This is a genomic window from Salinimicrobium sp. TIG7-5_MAKvit (assembly GCF_049569215.1).
In the GTDB taxonomy this organism is placed as follows: Bacteria; Bacteroidota; Bacteroidia; order Flavobacteriales; family Flavobacteriaceae; genus Salinimicrobium; species Salinimicrobium profundisediminis.
This window is the reverse complement of record NZ_CP145903.1, coordinates 3461823-3480759: the sequence shown is the minus strand read 5'-3', so window position 1 is coordinate 3480759 and position 18937 is coordinate 3461823. Positions and strand designations below refer to the sequence as shown.

General features: G+C 41.1%; 12 protein-coding genes and 1 CRISPR repeat array. Of the genes, 5 read left to right on the top strand and 7 right to left on the bottom strand.

Annotated elements, in window-relative coordinates:
* Positions 1–49 precede the first annotated feature (49 nt).
* Together istB and istA are read right to left on the bottom strand one after the other, a co-directional pair.
* Positions 50–787 carry an IS21-like element helper ATPase IstB gene (gene istB, locus V5739_RS15615; protein WP_345597689.1) on the bottom strand — a complete coding sequence of 246 codons (738 nt, stop codon included), beginning with the start codon at positions 785–787 and terminating at the stop codon, positions 50–52.
* 19 nt (positions 788–806) lie between these two features.
* On the bottom strand, positions 807–2360 hold the full coding sequence (gene istA / locus V5739_RS15610) for an IS21 family transposase (RefSeq protein ID WP_423818527.1): 1554 nt from the start codon (positions 2358–2360) through the stop codon (positions 807–809).
* A 198-nt stretch (positions 2361–2558) separates the two neighbouring features.
* Here istA and cas2 point away from each other — a divergent pair, with 198 nt between their 5' ends.
* The 3 genes from cas2 (at position 2559) to V5739_RS15595 (ending at position 8467) form a co-directional block, all read left to right on the top strand.
* Positions 2559–2864 carry a CRISPR-associated endonuclease Cas2 gene (cas2, locus tag V5739_RS15605; protein WP_423820500.1) on the top strand — a complete coding sequence of 102 codons (306 nt, stop codon included), beginning with the start codon at positions 2559–2561 and terminating at the stop codon, positions 2862–2864.
* A gap of 118 nt (positions 2865–2982) precedes the next feature.
* Positions 2983–4797: a CRISPR direct-repeat array (repeat unit 47 nt; unit sequence CCTGTGAATCCTAAGCTAAAAATACAATTCTGAAAGCAATTCACAAC).
* Positions 4798–5071: 274 nt separating this feature from the next.
* Complete coding sequence (gene pta, locus V5739_RS15600) at positions 5072–7165, top strand: phosphate acetyltransferase (RefSeq protein ID WP_266068628.1); 2094 nt, start codon at positions 5072–5074, stop codon at positions 7163–7165.
* Between the two features lie 117 nt (positions 7166–7282).
* Entirely contained in the window at positions 7283–8467 is a 1185-nt protein-coding gene (locus V5739_RS15595) for an acetate/propionate family kinase (protein ID WP_266068627.1), read from the top strand.
* Positions 8468–8503: 36 nt separating this feature from the next.
* On the opposite strand, the gene V5739_RS15590 is transcribed toward V5739_RS15595, so the two are convergent.
* Complete coding sequence (locus V5739_RS15590; RefSeq protein ID WP_266068626.1) at positions 8504–8932, bottom strand: RrF2 family transcriptional regulator; 429 nt, start codon at positions 8930–8932, stop codon at positions 8504–8506.
* A 264-nt stretch (positions 8933–9196) separates the two neighbouring features.
* Here V5739_RS15590 and V5739_RS15585 point away from each other — a divergent pair, with 264 nt between their 5' ends.
* Together V5739_RS15585 and V5739_RS15580 are read left to right on the top strand one after the other, a co-directional pair.
* Positions 9197–9703 (top strand): c-type cytochrome, encoded by a 507-nt coding sequence (locus V5739_RS15585; RefSeq protein ID WP_266068625.1) that lies wholly within the window; start codon positions 9197–9199, stop codon positions 9701–9703.
* Positions 9704–9929: 226 nt separating this feature from the next.
* Positions 9930–10253 carry a four-helix bundle copper-binding protein gene (locus V5739_RS15580; RefSeq protein ID WP_423818930.1) on the top strand — a complete coding sequence of 108 codons (324 nt, stop codon included), beginning with the start codon at positions 9930–9932 and terminating at the stop codon, positions 10251–10253.
* A 197-nt stretch (positions 10254–10450) separates the two neighbouring features.
* Here V5739_RS15580 and malQ read toward each other — a convergent pair whose 3' ends face one another.
* The 4 genes from malQ to treZ all read right to left on the bottom strand — a co-directional run bounded on the left by malQ (position 10451) and on the right by treZ (position 18913).
* Entirely contained in the window at positions 10451–11956 is a 1506-nt protein-coding gene (gene malQ / locus V5739_RS15575; protein WP_423818929.1) for a 4-alpha-glucanotransferase, read from the bottom strand.
* A 1-nt stretch (position 11957) separates the two neighbouring features.
* Positions 11958–14597 carry a malto-oligosyltrehalose synthase gene (gene treY, locus V5739_RS15570; RefSeq protein WP_423818928.1) on the bottom strand — a complete coding sequence of 880 codons (2640 nt, stop codon included), beginning with the start codon at positions 14595–14597 and terminating at the stop codon, positions 11958–11960.
* On the bottom strand, positions 14594–17020 hold the full coding sequence (locus tag V5739_RS15565) for a DUF3536 domain-containing protein (RefSeq protein WP_423818927.1): 2427 nt from the start codon (positions 17018–17020) through the stop codon (positions 14594–14596). Before V5739_RS15565 ends, treY begins: the two co-directional genes overlap by 4 nt.
* A gap of 72 nt (positions 17021–17092) precedes the next feature.
* A complete protein-coding gene (gene treZ, locus V5739_RS15560) occupies positions 17093–18913 on the bottom strand; it encodes a malto-oligosyltrehalose trehalohydrolase (RefSeq protein ID WP_423818926.1) in 1821 nt (606 codons plus the stop codon).
* Positions 18914–18937: the final 24 nt, after the last annotated feature.

Sequence of the window (18937 nt, the reverse complement as noted above, 5' to 3'; positions counted from 1 at the left end):
TCAAACAGTGCCACTTTAAAAGATCATGCAATTATATAAAAAATTAATGTTACTCGTTTTTCAGAACTCCTTTTCTTAATGATTCTCCTTTGAGATCTATCCTATGTGAGGAGTTTACTATCCTGTCCAGGATTGCATCAGCAATAGTTCCTTCCCCTATAATATCGTACCATGCAGATACCGGTATTTGAGAGGATAATATGGTAGATGTTTTATTGTATCGGTCATCGATTATATCCATTAAGGTCTCTCTTGCATGATTGTCGAAGGCTTGAAGTCCAAAATCATCAAGGATGAGCAGATCTGCTTTAAGTAGTTTATTTAATTCTTTGAGATAGGTTCCATCAATTTTACTGAGTTTTAACTTCTTAAATAGACGGGCAGTGTTTGAGTAGATGGTTTTATATTCCATCATGCAGGCCTGATGACCTAAGGCCTGTGCTAAATAACTTTTGCCTACTCCGGAGGCACCGGTCAGTATAAGGTTTTCCTTTTTAGCTATAAAATCCAGGGATCCCAGACGAACAAACATGTTCTTGTCGAGGTTACGATTGGAAGAATAGTTCACTTCAGCAAGACTTGCTTTCTGCCTAAAGTTTGCCTGTTTAAAAAGACGATCTATCTTCCGGTTCTGGCGATCCTCCCACTCATGGTCTGTGAGTAGTGCCAGATATTCATCGGCAGTGATATCGTTTAATTGGTTGTTCTTTACATGCTGAAGGTGTAGCTGAGCCATAGCCCCCAGTCGCATTTGTTTTAATTTTTCAATAGTCTGATTGTTATTCATATTTCTGGATTAAAATGATTTATTGATAAGCAGCGGCACCTCTGATGTTTTGATGGGATGGGATATGAGTTTTATCTTCTTCAAGATCCTGATAAAAAAGAGAGCTTTGGTCAAGGTTGTTCTTTAGGATATTCTTGATACGCATATAAGAAGTCGCATCTGCCTGTAAAGCTCTTTTACAAGCATTATCAAGTCTTTTAGAACCGTAAGACTTATGGAGCTGGATAAGGCCCATCACCCGCTTATAGCCTGTTTCAGGATACTCACTGTCAGCAAGTATCTTTTCTACACAATTCACTACGTGAGCTCCGTGAGGAGCGGCTTTGTTTTTAAAGTATTCAGGACTCCAGGAGGTATAACCTTTATGGGTGCTACTTAAATGATCTGTATTTGTATTGTAGCTTCCTTTACTTGGATTTCGATGATGCAGGGCTATTCGAACGTGATTGTAATAAACCTCGACCACAGTTTTGGTATAATGGATCAGGGTCTTTTTACCGATGTAGCGGTAGGGAACACTGTAGTAGCTTTTATCTGGAGAGAAGTATACATATCCCATCTTTTGCACCTTTGCCCGTTTATAGTCTTTGATTTCATAGGCAGATGTTGGCAGGGGTTTTAAGTACTCACGTTCTACTGATTGAAACAGTTCTCTACGGCTGGCTTCCTTTCGCTGGAACAGTAGATTATTATAGCCAACAAGTAAGCGCTTTATCTCCCGGTTTAGATCCTGTAAAGAGAAGAAGGTCATCTCCCGCAGGGGATAGTAAATACGCTGATAAACAAGATGCACTGCATTCTCCACCAGAGCTTTATCCTGCGGTGCATAACTGCGGGTGGGATTGATCACACAGTTATAATGGCGAGCAAAATCTTTAAAGCTCCGATTGATCTCCGGCTCATATTTGCTGGCTCTGGTCACTGCAGATTTTAAGTTGTCTGAGACTATGGCTTTTGGAACACCTCCATAAAACTGTAATGCATTACCACAAGAAGTAATAAGATCCTCCCGTTTTTGGCTTAAGCTAGCCTCTACGTAAGTATACTGGCTGTTGGGAAGAATTGCTATAAATACCTCTACAGGAATGACTTCTCCGGTTTCTTTATTAACGACATGTAATTTTTTACCCGCATAGTCAATGTACATTTCATTACCGGCTTCATGTTCGAGTTTCATGGAACCTTTGACCTTGGCATATTTACGCCGATAATGCTCCATAAACTGCGTATAGCTGTACGGCTGGGAAGCCTGCTGCGCATATTCCTGATAATGGTACAGAAAAGTAAACCCAGGATGATTCCGGGCCTTATTGACCCCCTCAAAATATAGCATCAGTTCATCATGCCGCTCATTATCAATAGTAGTATGTGAAGGAAAAAGCGCACTCAGACGTGCATTGTCAAAGGAAAGTAGTTCTTTAAATGAATAGTCACTGGCCGTGAAAAATTTCATATAGCTGTTGACCGTGTTGCGGGAGATGCCTAGAGTGGTAGCTATCTTACGATTGCTAAAACCATCCAGGCTCAAGGTAATAATTTGTTTTAAGTCCATCGGATCAAGGGTGTTGGCCATATCTTATTACAGTTTTGCAACAAGATATTACTTGATCTTTCAAAGTGGCACAAAACGAACCGATACGACTGGCACAATTTGAGCCGTTATGACTTTCAGTATTGCCAAAAAGTGGCACAATTCAAACCGAAATACCTGGCACTAACCGACCGAAATCACTGGCACAATTCGAACCGAAATAGCCACCAATACAGAAGTATGTGGGTACTTGTATTTTTTGACCTGCCAACAGAAACCCGGACAGAACGAAAGGCTGCCACGCGTTTTCGGAAAAATTTATTGGATGATGGCTTTGGCATGTTCCAGTTTTCCATCTATACCAGGTTTTGTCCAAGTCGTGAGAATGCGGAAGTACATATTAAACGTACCAAGAACAATTTGCCAAAAAAAGGAAAGGTTGGAATTATGCAGGTGACCGACAAGCAATTTGGGATGATTGAGCTTTTTCATGGCCAAAAAGAGACTGAAACAGAACAACCTGTCCAGCAATTGGAACTATTCTAACATCTTTTACAAATAAAAATATCAGGTCGATCGGAGTCATACCCTCAATTTTATCCGTCATTTTTTAATCCTAATAAAAGACTTAAGATACAGAATACCAGCTTTTTATAGCGGGTATCCTGTGAATCCTAAGCTAAAAATACAATTCTGAAAGCAATTCACAACTCCCCCGAACCTTTCAATATTGTCAGTGGTCCTGTGAATCCTAAGCTAAAAATACAATTCTGAAAGCAATTCACAACTAAATCCGATGGCTTATTTATAAAAACTGCCTGTGAATCCTAAGCTAAAAATACAATTCTGAAAGCAATTCACAACGTAGTAATGAGAAACGCTTCCTATTAATCTCCTGTGAATCCTAAGCTAAAAATACAATTCTGAAAGCAATTCACAACTATCCTTTATTGAAAAGAAAATGCAATGGCCTGTGAATCCTAAGCTAAAAATACAATTCTGAAAGCAATTCACAACTATCCTTGTGCTTGAAATTCCTGTATTCCTCCTGTGAATCCTAAGCTAAAAATACAATTCTGAAAGCAATTCACAACCCTTCGATTAAGGTTGTTATAGTAGTAATTCCTGTGAATCCTAAGCTAAAAATACAATTCTGAAAGCAATTCACAACAAAGCATTTAAAAACACCTCTTATAAATTCCCTGTGAATCCTAAGCTAAAAATACAATTCTGAAAGCAATTCACAACTGGCTCAAACCCAAACCTTAAAAACCATTCCCTGTGAATCCTAAGCTAAAAATACAATTCTGAAAGCAATTCACAACTGAAACAGTTAACTTTCTTCGACCTATTGCCTGTGAATCCTAAGCTAAAAATACAATTCTGAAAGCAATTCACAACACAACTGAAAGCTTTTTCAGCTTCGCAGATCCTGTGAATCCTAAGCTAAAAATACAATTCTGAAAGCAATTCACAACAGTTTGACGCGGCTTTTAGAGGGGCTATTGCCTGTGAATCCTAAGCTAAAAATACAATTCTGAAAGCAATTCACAACTAGAAGTAGACGGAAGTAGAAGAACAGCCACCTGTGAATCCTAAGCTAAAAATACAATTCTGAAAGCAATTCACAACTCGATCATGGATGAAGTGGTAGCCCGCTTTCCTGTGAATCCTAAGCTAAAAATACAATTCTGAAAGCAATTCACAACCAGTTTGTTCTACGTTTGATTTTCTAATAACCTGTGAATCCTAAGCTAAAAATACAATTCTGAAAGCAATTCACAACGATATGCGTTCTTATAGCATCTGCTATTCTCCTGTGAATCCTAAGCTAAAAATACAATTCTGAAAGCAATTCACAACTTAGGAACTACCAATGTAACATTTGCTTTTCCTGTGAATCCTAAGCTAAAAATACAATTCTGAAAGCAATTCACAACTACCTACATACTACAATAAAAAACAAATGGCCTGTGAATCCTAAGCTAAAAATACAATTCTGAAAGCAATTCACAACGATAAGGAAATAAGGGCTTATTGGAACTGGCCTGTGAATCCTAAGCTAAAAATACAATTCTGAAAGCAATTCACAACCACAAAATTCCGATACAAACCAAGTCCACCCCTGTGAATCCTAAGCTAAAAATACAATTCTGAAAGCAATTCACAACGGAAACCGAACCGCGATCACGGATCTGTTTCCTGTGAATCCTAAGCTAAAAATACAATTCTGAAAGCAATTCACAACCACAAAATTCCGATACAAACCAAGTCCACCCCTGTGAATCCTAAGCTAAAAATACAATTCTGAAAGCAATTCACAACGGATGGCCGAAACATTTAACAGCGCGAAATCCTGTGAATCCTAAGCTAAAAATACAATTCTGAAAGCAATTCACAACATGGATTGCGAGAGTTTATATCTGAAGTCACCTGTGAATCCTAAGCTAAAAATACAATTCTGAAAGCAATTCACAACTCCAAAGAACCCAAAGAATCAAAATTAGGACCTGTAAATCCTAAGCTAAAAATACAATTCTGAAAAAGAATAAATTTAAAATCATAAAAATTCTACTTCAGCTAAAAAGCTTACTCCTTAAAAATAGCATTTTCAGCAGACTTTTTTCCGAAGAAGAAAAAGGGATCAAATGAGCAGCTTCAACTGATTTTCATCAGATTTTCACGACTTTTTAACCCAATGCGCCAAACAAACTTTTTTATATACCTTACTTTTGCACCAGAATTTGAAAACTATGAACAAAGGACTTTATATAGCGACTTTAGAGCCAAACAGTGGAAAATCTTTGATTTCCCTGGGCCTTATGCGGGCCCTGTTAGGGAAAACGGTCAAAGTAGCCTATTTTAGGCCAATAATCAATGAAGAAAAGCCGGGAAAACTCGATAACCACATCGATACCGTCCTTAAATATTTTGATCTTCCCATGTCGTACGAAGATTCTTATGCCTACACCAGGAATGAGGTCATTCAAAAACGCAACGAAGGAAAATCGGGTGAGATTATTGATACCATTATAAGGAAGTACAAAAAACTTGAAGAAACCTTTGATTTTGTGCTGGTAGAAGGCAGTGACTTTTCGGGTGAAGGCAGTGTTTTTGAATTTGACGAGAACGTAAATATCGCCAAAAACCTGGGCCTTCCGGTGATTATAATCGCCAGTGGTCGTGGCAAAACTAAAGAAAGCCTTATGGGAAGCCTGCAAATGGCCTACCAAACGTTCATAAAAAAGGATGTGCAGGTGATCGCTATGGTAAGTAACAAGATTGAACTTGAGAACCTTACTATTGCCACCAACGGCATGAGGGAATTTTTGCCAGATGATGTCGCTGTATTCGCCCTGCCTCTTATAGATATGCTTGCAAATCCAACCCTAAAGGAGATCGTGGAAACCCTTGATGGAAAGGTGCTTTTTGGGGAAGAGTTTCTCGACAACCAGTCGGGAAGCTTTAATGTGGGTGCCATGCAGCTACGGAATTACCTGAAACATCTCAAAAACGAAAGCCTGGTGATCACCCCGGGTGACCGTGCCGATATTATTCTTGGAGCCCTGCAGGCCCATATTTCCAGTAATTATCCGAGAATTTCGGGGATCATCCTCACAGGAGGATTAATTCCTGAAGATTCTATTATTAAATTAATTGAAGGCCTTTCTCAGGTAGTGCCTATTATTTCTGTAGAAGAAGGAACCTTTAGCGTGACCAACCGCGTGGGTGCTATAAATTCAAACATCTATGCCGACAGTACGCAGAAGATAGAGACATCAATCAGCACTTTTGAAAAATACATAAATATAGATCCTCTTATTGAACGTTTCTCGGGCATTCAGGCTAAGGGCCTTACGCCCCGCATGTTCCAGTACAGCCTTGTAAAACGGGCACAGCAGCAACGCAAGCACATCGTATTACCCGAAGGGACAGACGAGCGCATACTTACTGCTGCCTCCCGCCTCATAGCTATGGATATTGTAGATCTTACCATCCTTGGAGATCAGGAAGAGATCAAAAAGATGATCATGAACCTGGCTATTCCTGTAGACCTGGATAAGCTAAATATCATTAACCCTACTACATCTGACTATTTTGACGATTACGTAAACACTTTTTACGAGCTGCGTAAGCACAAAAACATCAATATGGATATTGCCCGCGACCTTATGAGCGATGTTTCCTACTTTGGTACCATGATGATCTACAAGGGGCATGCCGACGGGATGGTTTCGGGAGCGGCTCATACCACCCAACACACCATTCGGCCAGCACTTCAATTCATCAAAACAAAACCTGGGGTATCGGTAGTGTCATCGGTGTTCTTTATGTGTCTAGAAGACCGGGTTTCGGTATTTGGAGATTGCGCAATAAACCCGAATCCTACTGCCGAAGAACTGGCTGAAATATGTATATCTTCTGCAGAAAGCAGTAAAGCCTTCGGAATTGAGCCTAAAATTGCAATGCTCTCCTACTCCTCCGGAAGTTCAGGAAAAGGAGAAGATGTTGACAGGGTTCGCGAAGCCACTGAAATTGTGAAGGTGAAACGACCAGATCTTAAAATAGAAGGCCCAATACAATATGATGCTGCAGTTGACCTTAATGTAGGCCGAAGCAAATTACCGGGATCTGAAGTGGCAGGACAGGCAAGCGTGCTTATCTTCCCTGACCTCAACACCGGGAACAATACCTATAAAGCGGTACAGAGAGAAACAGGCGCATTGGCCATTGGTCCCATGCTACAGGGACTTAACCAGCCGGTAAATGACCTTAGCCGTGGTTGTACTGTAGATGATGTCTTTAACACAGTAATTTTAACAGCAATTCAGGCACAAGGACTTTAAATGTATAAGGTTTAAGGTTTAAAAGATAAAAATTTCAAATTCAGGATTGAGTACTCCACCTACAACAGGTAAAAAAATAAACTCAATTCTCAATAGTAAATACTCATTACTAGATAAATGAAAAATATACTGATAATAAACTCCGGAAGTTCTTCTTTAAAGTTCCAATTGATCGAAATGCCTTCAGAGAAAGTGCTGGCTTCTGGATTGGTTGAAAGAATTGGACAGGCTTCAGGTAAAATACATTACAAGTCTGAAGCATTTTCCACTTCCGAAGAGATGGAGATAAAAGATCATTCTGTAGCATTAAAGGAGGTGACAAAACATCTTATGCACAATGACCACGGTGTGATACATGATCCTGCCGATATTCCTGCTATTGGCCACCGTGTGGTTCATGGAGGTGCAAGTTTCTCGGATACTGTGGTCATAGACGAAAAGGTAAAGCAGAAAATAGAACAGCTGTTTTCACTGGCACCACTTCACAACCCTCCAAACCTAAAAGGTATACAGGTAGCTGAAGAGATCTTTCCCCATGCTACCCAGGTGGCGGTATTTGATACAGCTTTTCACCAAACCATTCCAACCTGCGCCAGTAAATATGCCATTCCAAACGAGCTTTTTGAGAAGAAAAAGATCCAGATGTACGGATTTCATGGTACCAGCCATAAGTATGTTTCAGAAAAAGCCAATGAATATCTTCAAAAGGATCATTCCAAGATCATTACCGTGCATTTGGGTAATGGATGCAGCATGACAGCGGTAAAAGATGGAAAAAGTATAGATCATACATTAGGGTTTGGTCCTGTGAACGGCCTTATCATGGGTACGCGCAGTGGGGATATCGACCAGTCGGTGATTTTCTACCTCATTGAACAATTGGGTTACACTGCGAAAGAAGTCAGCGATCTGCTCCATCACAAAAGCGGAATGCTGGGGCTTACCGGCTACAGTGATCTCAGGGATATTGAAGACCAGGCTGAAAAAGGAAATAAGGAGTGCCAGTTAGCTCTTGAAATGAACGCTTACCGCATTAAAAAATATATTGGTGCCTATGCAGCCGCCATGAATGGGCTGGATGCAGTGGTTTTCACGGCCGGTATTGGAGAAAATTCCGACGTAATTAGGAAACTTGTGTGTACCGATATGGATTACCTGGGCCTCTCACTTGATGAAGAGAAGAACAGTGTTCGGTCAAAAGAAATGAGGAATATTGGGAAAGAAGAATCTAAAGTTAAGATCCTGGTTATTCCTACAAACGAAGAACTGGAAATTGCCAAGCAGACCATTTCTTTCGTATAAATACCTTTTAAAAATGACATTTTTGAGCGGTGAGGTTTACACAAATAAGTGTGCCTCCCCGCTTTTTACTTTTGCAGCAAATACACTGATATCTTCTTCTAATTCTTTCCTGAACTTCTGCTTTAGCGGCTGCACAGAAAAATGTACAGGGCAGGGTTGCTCCGAGCTGCATTTCTTTAGCCCCAGCACACAATCATCAAGCCGGTTAGTACCATCAATAATATTAATCACTTCTATCAAAGGAGTTTTCAAAGCTTTTGCGGTAAGGTAAAATCCGCCGGTAGGCCCTTTTGAAGAAGAAATAATATTTTCACGGGACAGGGACTGCAATAATTTAGAGAGAAAAGGCGAGGGCAGCTTTATTGCTTCTGCAATTTCCTTTGCTCTTATCTTTTTTTGTTCATTAGAATGAACGGCCAGGTAGAGCACGGCATTCACGGCATATTTACTGGAGCTGGATAGCATATTTTTGTAAAATTTGTTTCATTAGATCTGAATTTAAAATCAGGGGAAAGCAGCCAAAATTAAATTAATCATCCTACATATCATATTTTCCCGGTCTTAATTAGGAGTTTTTTATCTTTTTACCTTTATATAGCTTTGCTCCTTCCCTTTTCGGCCTAACTTCAAAGGTACTTATTTCTTCATTACAATATTTAAAGGCCTTATTATCTTTTTATCTTATATTGTTATAAATTTATAAGACTTAACCCCATAACCACTATCATTATGAAACTAAAATTCTACTTTTTTTTAGCCTTTTTAGCTCTTTTACTTAATGCCTGTGGTGAAAAAGAACAAAAGGAAAAAATTAAAATAACCGACCAAAGTACTGCAGTACAAAAAGAAGTGGTACAGGAAGCAGCTTCTACCACTGCTGAAGTAGATGATATGCAGAACAAAGGCGTTGGGCCTATAGATAATTTGAACCTTAACGAAACCATAGATGAAGCTATGGCAGTTCGCGGAAAAGAATTGTTTAACAATATGTGTACAGCCTGCCACAAAATGGATCAAAAATCAATTGGCCCTGCTCTTGCAGGAGTGACTGAAAGACGCAGCCCCGAATGGATTATGAACATGATTTTAAGGCCAGAGAAAATGATCAAAGAAGATCCCATTGCCAAAAAATTACTCATAGAATCAAATATGGCCGTTATGGCAAATCAAAATATGAGCGAAGAAGAAAGTAGGGCAATGCTGGAGTATTTTAGAAGTTACGACCAGGAAAATTAGCCTGATATGATATTCTTAGAAGATTTTTTGAGAGCTTTTATATCATCCTGATTGAATATTTCGACATATTTATATAATAGTATAGGTATCTGTTCCAAATCTCTAAAGTGGTGAAAAACATGACTTTTAACCCTTTGTTGAATATTGTTTAACAGCAATTAGGAGCCTGTAGCAGCTCATTTTGGTAACTTGAAGTCAAGATTAAGTTTAACCAAAAACCAATACAATGAGAAATCAGGAATTTTTAAATAAGTTATCAAACTGTATCAACCACTGCAACTATTGTGCAGATGCCTGTCTTGATGAAGACAACCTCAAAAAAATGGTTGATTGTATTAGAAAAGATAAAGTGTGTGCCTCTGCGTGTGCTTCGCTTGCCGATATTTTAGCCATTAAAGGTGCCAACGCCACAGGACTGGTAAAATACTGTGAGCAGGTGTGTAAAGAATGTGCCGAAGAATGTGAACAACACGAAACACAACACTGCCAGGATTGTGCAAAAGCATGTCGAGAATGTGGAGAAGCCTGCAAAAAATATTTAGCAGCGTAAAGATTCGATTATTATTAGTAGAGGCTGTCTCAAATTCGATCAAGATCTTTTGAGACAGCCTTTTTTGTATAAACTATCTTTGTACTTAATTATTCCCAGTTCAATTTTTCCATTCAACTTCAGTAAGATCTGAAATCATTACTGATAGAAAAGCACCGCTATTTTTCCTTCCAAAAATGGCATTTTTGAAGCGTATTTTACTGCGAAATTCTTCCATATAATTCATTTTGTTCGTAAAGTTCTTCTGCCCTTTTATAGGGAATCTCTTCTGAAGTAATTCGCCATGACCAGTTTCCCTGTGTACTACCCGGCGTGTTCATTATGGCTTCGCTGCCCAGCCCAAGAATATCCTGCAACGGCAGGATAGCCACAGCTGCTACCGATTGTAATGCCATTCGGCAAAGCACCTCATGAACATTATTTTCTGTGACTTTTTGGCCTGTATATCGCTCCAAATGCTCCCTCACCTCTTTTCCGCTGTCTGTAAACCAGCCCACGCTAGTGTTGTTATCATGGGTACCTGTATAAACTATACTATTAAAATCGTGATTATACGGGATGTATGGGTTCTTCCGGTTGGTATCTCCAAAAGAAAACTGCAGCACCTTCATGCCCGGAAAATTAAACTCCTCCAAAAGGTCATACACCGCCTGGTCTAATAATCCCAGATCTTCTGCGATAAAGGGCATGTCAGGGAATTCGGTTTTTACCTGGTTGAAGAAATCAATTCCAGGAGTTTCTGTCCATTTTCCGTTTATCGCGGTCTTCTCCCCTGCCGGCACTTCCCAATAATCGGCAAAGGCCCTAAAATGATCAATTCGCACCACATCAAACAGGAGCAGGTTTTGGCGCAGCCGCTCTTTCCACCAACTGTAGTGGTTTGCTTTGAGCACTTTCCAGTCGTAAACCGGAGTTCCCCATAATTGCCCGGTTTTACTGAACAAATCTGGCGGCACACCCGAAATATGTGTCGGTTGTTTTTGATCATCCAGTTTAAAAATTTCAGGATTCGCCCAACAATCGGCACTATCATGATTTATATAAAATGGTACATCTCCAAAGATCTGGATTCCGTTATTGTGGGCTTCCAGTATTAAACGGGACCATTGCGAGAAGAACAGGAACTGCACAAACTTTTCCCGCTCAATTTGATCTTTTAATTCATTTCGGGCCTTTTCCAGGGCTTCCGGTTTCCTGTCCCGCAGTTCAGGTGGCCAGTCGGTCCAGTTTTGCTTGTCGTACTTGTAACGCAGGGCGAGGTAAAGACTGTAATTTTCGAGCCAGTCGGCATGAGTTTCACAAAATTCAGAGAAATCGGGATCTACTGTACCGGCCGACTTAAATTTGCTGTAAGCCGCATCAAAAACTTGGTTTTTGTACGTCACTACGGTGTCAAAAATGACTTTTTTAGCCTGCATTTCGGGAGGTACAGGGAAATCCTCCAGGTTGACATAACCTTCTTCTTCCAGCAACTGCGGACTAATCAACAAAGGATTCCCCGCAAAAGCCGAATGACTGCTGTAGGGGGAATGATGATAAATTCCGTCTGTAGGATTAAGCGGAAGGATTTGCCAGTAGGTATAACCCGATCTTTTCAGGAAATCGAGGAACTTGTAGGCTTCGGGCCCCAGGTCTCCAATCCCAAACCTGCCGGGCAAAGAGGTGATATGTAAAAGAATTCCACTGCTTCTTTTTAGTTTCATATTAATTGTTCTTTTTTAAAAGTGCAACGGGAAAGCTTCTGAATAGCTTTTGAACTTCAATTTCTTCGGAAGAAAAATCTTCTTCAGAAATGACATTTTTGAAAGTTCCCTTTAGGTTTTCAGGCAAAATTATTTTCAGCTCCTGTTTCTGGTCTTTAATCTGAAGATCTTCAGTAAAAAGATGGGTGACCATGACCGGCACAATAACCAGAACCGTATTTTTTTCATCCTTCCTGGCAAAAGCCACTACGCTTTCGCGCAATTCCCCTTTAACTTCCAGCGGTATATATTCCCCTTTTTCAAAAGTACTGGGTATTTCCCTACGCGCTTTAAGTGCCCGGTGCAGGCAGTACATCTTGATCTTTCCTGAAGTGTAATCTCGCTTCAGGTTCTCAAGATGCTGCCCGGATGCTTCGGGAGTTACTGAATCAAATTCGGCCAGATATTTTTTCCGAAGTTCATAATCTACAGGTCGGCGGTTATCGGGATCTACATAGCTCAGGTCCCAAAGTTCGGTACCCTGGTAAATATCGGGAATTCCAGGGGCGGTAACTTTCAGCAGAGATTGAGAAAGTGATTTTATTGCTCCGTATGCCGAGATCTTTTTATGAAACTGGGTAAATGATTTCTTGAAAGACAGGTTTTTCAGCAAAGCTTCAAGAAAATCATATACTTTATTTTCATAGTCTTCATTTGGTGCAGCCCATGACGAATTTTCCTTGGCCTCGCGAAGTACCTTTTGCAGGTAGGCTGTAGATCGCTCTAAAAATTCTTCTCCCGGTTCGCCAATATATGGCCAGGCTCCTATGAGCATCTGGAAAATGAAATACTCTTCATTTGCATTGGGAACAGCAGGATCTTTTCTCACATTTTTGGCAATCTCCCTCCAATCGGCTACTTTTTGAAACCACTCTTCTCCCACTTCACTCAATACATCGAGCCGCATGCGGGCATCTTCCCCACGTTTGGTGTCGTGAGTCGCAGTAGCATTGATAGAAAGCGGAAAATCTTCGAGCCGTAATTTCATCCGCTCATGAAAACCGTTTACAGAGAGCCCAAAATTTTCGGGTGAATCCCCCACTTCATTGTGGGAGATCAATTCATTATAAATATAAAAGGTAGTGTCTTCAACGCCCTTGGCCGCCAAAGGTCCCGTGAACTGCTGACACCGCTGCAGGAATTGCAGCATGTTTTCACGGTCTTTTTTTGCCTCTCCCAAGAAAATATCTTTAAACTTTTCCAGCTCATTTTTAAGATCGGGCTTATGTGCGGCAGCAGTTTTAAAAGCTGCATCAATGATCTTTTTTTGCCTCTTTCTCAAGGGAAATTCTTCAGGATAAATGCGATATACAGGAAAGGCAGCCAAAAATGCCCCCAAAGCCTGCTTGTATTTTTCTTCTTTTTCGAGAAGATTGAACTTTAAAGCCAGTTCCCACAGGTTTTTATATTCGCCCCCCATTCTCTCTTCCAGGATAAACAGCTTTTGCTCATACACCAGGTCATGATAATCTTCCTGCTTTGGGTAAAGTGCCTGGTAAGCGTCAAAAAATTCATTCTCACTCTTAGGGTTGGTAAGCAATTGATTTACAGTCGCTAAAAATCCATATCCACTAGTGCCTTCTACCGGCCAGTGTACAGGTAATTTTTCATCCCATTCCAGGATCTTTTCTATTGTGATGTAAAAATCGGGCCCCAGCTTTTCCCGAAGCCTTTCAAGATAAGCCTTTGGATCCAGGAGTCCGTCGATATGATCAATACGCAGGCCGTGAATTAGATCTTCCTCACAGAGCTGAAGTATGAACCGGTGATAACTCTCAAAAACCTCTTTGTCTTCCATCCGTAAGCAAATGAGATCATTTATGGTGAAGAATCTGCGGTAATTAATGTTGGTTTCGGTCTCTTTCCAGTGAGCCGGTAAAAAATACTGTTCTTCGAGGATCTTCCTGATTTTTTCTTCGGAAGCATTGATCTCTTCTATTCTATTGTCAATTTTACTTCGGAAGCCTGGATCTTTATCATACTCCCTCAGGAAATATTCTTTCAACTCTTCCCAATTCTCACTTTCAGCCGAAAAATTCCTAAATTTATCCTGCCATTTTTCACCGAATTCATTTCCGAGGATTTCTGCGTAAGAACGGTCAGAGGCCATATATTCATGATCAAAATACCTGAACAAAAATCCCCTTTTTGACACCTTAAGCTGTAATTCTTTGTTCTTAATGACCTCGGGCAGGGGATTTCCTAGAAAAGGGGCCATAACTTTTCCTGATTGTTCCCAATCTATATCGAAGAAATTGTAGTGCAAAGATTCAGGGCCAAGTTCAAAGATATCCTGCAACCAGATATTGTCTCCGTCAAAAGCCATGTGGTTGGGAACGATATCCTGAAGCCATGACATTTTCTTTTGTTTGAGCCTGTTACTTAGGTTCCTGAAGGTGTCAAGCCTTCCAATCGCTTTATTGAGTTTAAACGGATTGGTAATATCATAGCCGTGGCTGCTCCCCTTGCGCGCTTGAAAAAAAGGTGCCGAATAAATGGTAGAAATTCCAAGTTTTTCAAGGTAGTCGAGAATTTCATTGAGATCTTCAAGCGTGTATTCAGGGGAAAGCTGAATTCTATATGTAGAAACAGGATTTTTCATTCGACAGTGAGGTTAACAGATTCTTCAAGCTCCTGGAAGGCCGGCACCCATTTTACTGCAATTTCATCTCCTTCTTCACTCCGCTCAAGCATGTCCTGATAATGTTCTTCTTTTATGCCAAAAGTGATATTCTGTGCCTGCCATTTTTCGGGAGATAACGGCGTATCTTCCAGCATTTGAAGCAGGGAATTAACTTTTTTCAGCAATTTAAGATCTAACGGATTTTTCTCGAGTTCCAGCATTTTTTCCGTAAGGCGACGGTCAACAAGGAAGTTTAGGGTCACCATGTCAAGGTTAGCCTGTATAGATATTGCTGATTTTATTTGGAGCTCCAGTTTTTTAAAGTTGCAGTCTTTCTTCTTGAGTTCTTTTATAAGCCTGTTGTTAACGGCCATTTCTACAGGTAATTTAAGCCTGGAGGGAACCCGCATGTCAATCTCCTGGAAGGTTTTCAACAAAGGATAGGTGTTATCATACAACTGCTGCATAGCACCCTCGGCCCCTTTCAGGTTGTTTTCCATCACCTGTTTCATAATAAGATGTTGCTCATCCCTGAACAAATGCCAGAAGGAATAATTGTGATTTCCGAAGTGCGTATCCATCAAATTGAAAATCTCGTAAATATTTCCTTTTTCGAAGTAAAAAGACATTTTATTGTGCAGTTCTTCAAGTGATTCGGCGTCTATATACTGCCTTACTCCCCCAAAAATATGATGATCTCCCATGTATAGCACGGCATACGAGATATCAAGCTTTTCCCAGGTAATATCGCTGCGAAACTCTGTACGGGCAATCATTAGTTTTTGTTTTCCGGCCTCATAATAGTGACTGGCTTTGGTAGTAGCACTAAAATTATAAAGCGTCACCTCTTCGGGAAATTCTTCAAAAATAGAAGAGATGGCATAGTGGGCTCCAATCCTTATCATATCGAGCTCCATCGGTTTCACAAAAAGCTCGTAAGCCTTATGCACAGTGCCATATTCCGGAATATTACTCGGTATCCTCTTGAGCGATGCTACAAAATCTGGCTCGTAACTGTCGCCACTTACTTCTTCAGCCAGCTGCACAGCCCGTTGTGCATAGAAAATATCCTGCATAGATTCAATGCCGCTCACCTCGTCAAAGAACCAGCCACAACTGGTGTACATCAACATAGTGTGGTACTGCATTTCCAGTAGCTTAAGCAGTTTCACTTCATCCTCTTCGGAAAGCTCCCCTCCAAAATTTTCTGAAAGAAAGTTCTTTACATTACTGTTTTCCCGGTTGAGGATCACCTGTATATATTTATTTCTCACTTCCCAGGGATTGGAAGTATAGGGTTGCATTTGCTTTTCATAAAGAACTATGAGTTTCTCCCGAACCCCGTCAAAAGCCTCCCGCAGGGGTTTACGCCACTTTTGGTTCCAGTCTTCATTGCCGCCGGTGTTACAACCACAGTCGCTGCGCCAGCGTTCTACGCCATGATAACAGCTCCAGGAGGTATCTTCAATAATTTGTGCTTCATATTCGGGAGGAAACTTTTCCAGGAATTCTCCGTAAATGGTAAGATTTACCTCTTCATCCTCTTCCAGCGAATGCAGGCAATAAGAAAGAGCCATTTCCCCCAGCTTATGATGGTGACCGTAGCTTTCGCCATCGGTTGCTATATGCACCAGTTCCATTTTGTCGTGATCGGCAACCTGGCCTTTAAGCCTATCGGCAAAGGCTTCCCCGTTATTGAGCAGCCCTTCAAACGCCACTGCCTGTGAAGCCGGGCCGTCGTAAAAGAAAAGGCTTATTTCATTGCCCGAAGGCAGCTTGCAGGTATAGGCACGGCGGGTGTTTACTTTGGCACCTGTGGCGTCTTCCCAGTCTTTTGTGCCAATTTTTCTCACCTGTTTGGCCTGATAAGGCGATAAAATGGTGAATTTTATACCGTGTTTTGCCAGCATTTCGAGCACATCGGTATTCACGGCGGTTTCTCCCAGCCACATGCCTTCGGGCATACGGCCGTAGCGGGATTTAAAATCCTCGATTCCCCAAATTACCTGTGTTTCCTGATCCCTCTTATTGGCCAGGGGCATAATAAGGTGGTTATAAGCCTGGGCCAGGGCGGCGCCATGACCCGAAAATGTTTCCTGGCTCAGCTTATCGGCTTCCAGGATGGCCTCGTAAGTTTCGGGAGTTTCATTTTGCATCCAGGCCAGTAAAGTTGGGCCAATGTTGAAACTCATCCAGGCATAATTATTCATGATCGCCTGTATTTTTCCCTCCTCATCTAGGATCCTGGAAGCAGAATTCCTCACATAACATTCTGCGTTAATCCTGTGATTCCAGTCGTGGTAAGGGTATGCAGATTCCTGTATCTCTACCTTGTTCAACCAGGGGTTTTCTCTTGGTGGCTGGTAAAAATGCCCGTGCACACATACATATTTCTTGCTCATAATATTTTTTAATTAGTTAGTGATCCCCTCAAGGAACTTAGGTTCCAAAAAGGGCATTTTTAAAGGATCTTTTTAAGATTTGTAAATCAAAACAGCCTCAGGGGGCACAGTAATATTTTCTGGATCTACAAGCTCGTCCAACTCCTTGTTTCCACCCCATTTCTTATCTGCAGAACAAATGAGGACCTGTGGATTTACTTTTTCTGAAGTTTTTTCTGAATAAACCGATTTTCCGAAGTTATAGATCCCGATTAAAGCTGAATTTCCTTCCTGTGCAGAAACCTTCAGAAGATTTTTGCCTTCAGAAGCTTCAAAAATGGCATTTTGATGACCAAACATCTCAAAAGCACCGTTTTTCTTCAGTCTTATTAATTCTTTGTAAAAGTTGAAGAGCTGATCTTGTTGCGCATCTTTCTGAAAATCCCAGTTCAGTTTAGAATTTTTGAAAGTAGCTTCGGCCTGCGGATCGGGAAATTCTCCTTCAGAATGAGAGTGAAAGAAGTATTCAAACTCATTTTTCCGACCTTCCTGCACTGCTTTTACAAGATTAGGGTCACCATGACTAATAAAGTACTGAAAGCGGTTCTTTTCCCCAAACTCCTCTCCCATAAAAAGCATAGGAACAAAAGGGGCTGAAAGTAAAGTTGCCGCAGCCAGCTTCTGTTTATCAAAACTGACCAATTCGGCCATTCTTTCTCCCAAAAGCCGATTGCCCACCTGGTCGTGATTCTGGATACATACCACGAAATTTGATGGCTCCATTCCTTCAGGATTGTTGCCTATGCTACGTTTGCGAAAGGGGGAATAAATGCCATCGTAGATAAAAGCCTGTTTAAAGGATTTCGCCAGGTATTCCATTTTTCCGAAGTCAGCATAATAACCTGCGTCTTCACCTGTTAGCACCGTATGCAGGGCATGGTGAAAATCGTCAACCCACTGGCCTTCAAGTCCAAATCCGCCGCTCTCGTAGTCTTTTATTAATTTAGTGTCGTTGAGATCACTTTCGGCAATAAGCGCATAACTTCTTCCGGTTTTAGCCTCCAGCTCATCGGTCTTCTCGCTCAATTCTTTTAGAAAATGCCTTGCCCCCCTGTCTATGATCTCATGAACCGCATCGAGCCGCAATCCGTCTAAGTGGAAGTCTTCAAGCCACATGAGGGCATTCTGTATAAAATGATGCCTTACCTGATCGGAATATTCGTCATCAAAATTAAGGGCACTACCCCACGGGGTGTGGTATTTATCTGTAAAGTACGGGCCGTATTGGGAGATGTAATTTCCTTCGGGACCAAGGTGGTTGTACACCACGTCGAGGATTACGCTAAAGCCCCGGGCATGACAGGCGTCTATAAGTTTTTTAAGGCCTGCAACGCCCCCGTAGCTATCTTGCGCCGCGAAGGGATAAACCCCATCGTAACCCCAGTTTCTCGTCCCGGGAAATTGCGCAATGGGCATAAGTTCGAGTGTGTTTATGCCCAATTCTTCAAGATGATCGAGCTTATCGATTACCGCCTCAAAAGTACCTGCTTGGGTAAAGGTGCCCACGTGAAGTTCATAGATGATCATTTCTGAAAGCTTCCTGCCCTTCCATAGCTCATCCTGCCATTGATGGGCCTTATGGTCTACTACTTGTGACCAGGAATGAACGCCTTGGGGTTGTGAAAGAGAAGCAGGATCGGGAAATTCATCTTTGTGGTCAATGCGGTATTTATATGTTGCGCCCGGTGTGATATTTTGAACTTCTTTAGACCAGTAGCCTTTTTCGTCCTTTATAAGAGCTTCAAAGTTTCCTGATTTTTCGAAGTGTACTTCAACAGATTCGGCAAAAGGTGCCCATATGCAAAATTCAACTTTTTTATGTCCTATATATACTGCACCGACTTTCTTTCCCATAAATATCTTTCTTCCTGAATTTCA

Coding starts and splice junctions, on each gene's coding strand:
- treY (WP_423818928.1), bottom strand. CDS start 14,597: ATGAAAAATCCTGTTTCTACATATAGAATTCAGCTTTCCCCTGAATAC.
- istA (WP_423818527.1), bottom strand. CDS start 2,360: ATGGCCAACACCCTTGATCCGATGGACTTAAAACAAATTATTACCTTG.
- V5739_RS15595 (WP_266068627.1), top strand. CDS start 7,283: ATGAAAAATATACTGATAATAAACTCCGGAAGTTCTTCTTTAAAGTTC.
- V5739_RS15590 (WP_266068626.1), bottom strand. CDS start 8,932: ATGCTATCCAGCTCCAGTAAATATGCCGTGAATGCCGTGCTCTACCTG.
- pta (WP_266068628.1), top strand. CDS start 5,072: ATGAACAAAGGACTTTATATAGCGACTTTAGAGCCAAACAGTGGAAAA.
- V5739_RS15565 (WP_423818927.1), bottom strand. CDS start 17,020: ATGAGCAAGAAATATGTATGTGTGCACGGGCATTTTTACCAGCCACCA.
- V5739_RS15580 (WP_423818930.1), top strand. CDS start 9,930: ATGAGAAATCAGGAATTTTTAAATAAGTTATCAAACTGTATCAACCAC.
- cas2 (WP_423820500.1), top strand. CDS start 2,559: ATGTGGGTACTTGTATTTTTTGACCTGCCAACAGAAACCCGGACAGAA.
- V5739_RS15585 (WP_266068625.1), top strand. CDS start 9,197: ATGAAACTAAAATTCTACTTTTTTTTAGCCTTTTTAGCTCTTTTACTT.
- treZ (WP_423818926.1), bottom strand. CDS start 18,913: ATGGGAAAGAAAGTCGGTGCAGTATATATAGGACATAAAAAAGTTGAA.
- malQ (WP_423818929.1), bottom strand. CDS start 11,956: ATGAAACTAAAAAGAAGCAGTGGAATTCTTTTACATATCACCTCTTTG.
- istB (WP_345597689.1), bottom strand. CDS start 787: ATGAATAACAATCAGACTATTGAAAAATTAAAACAAATGCGACTGGGG.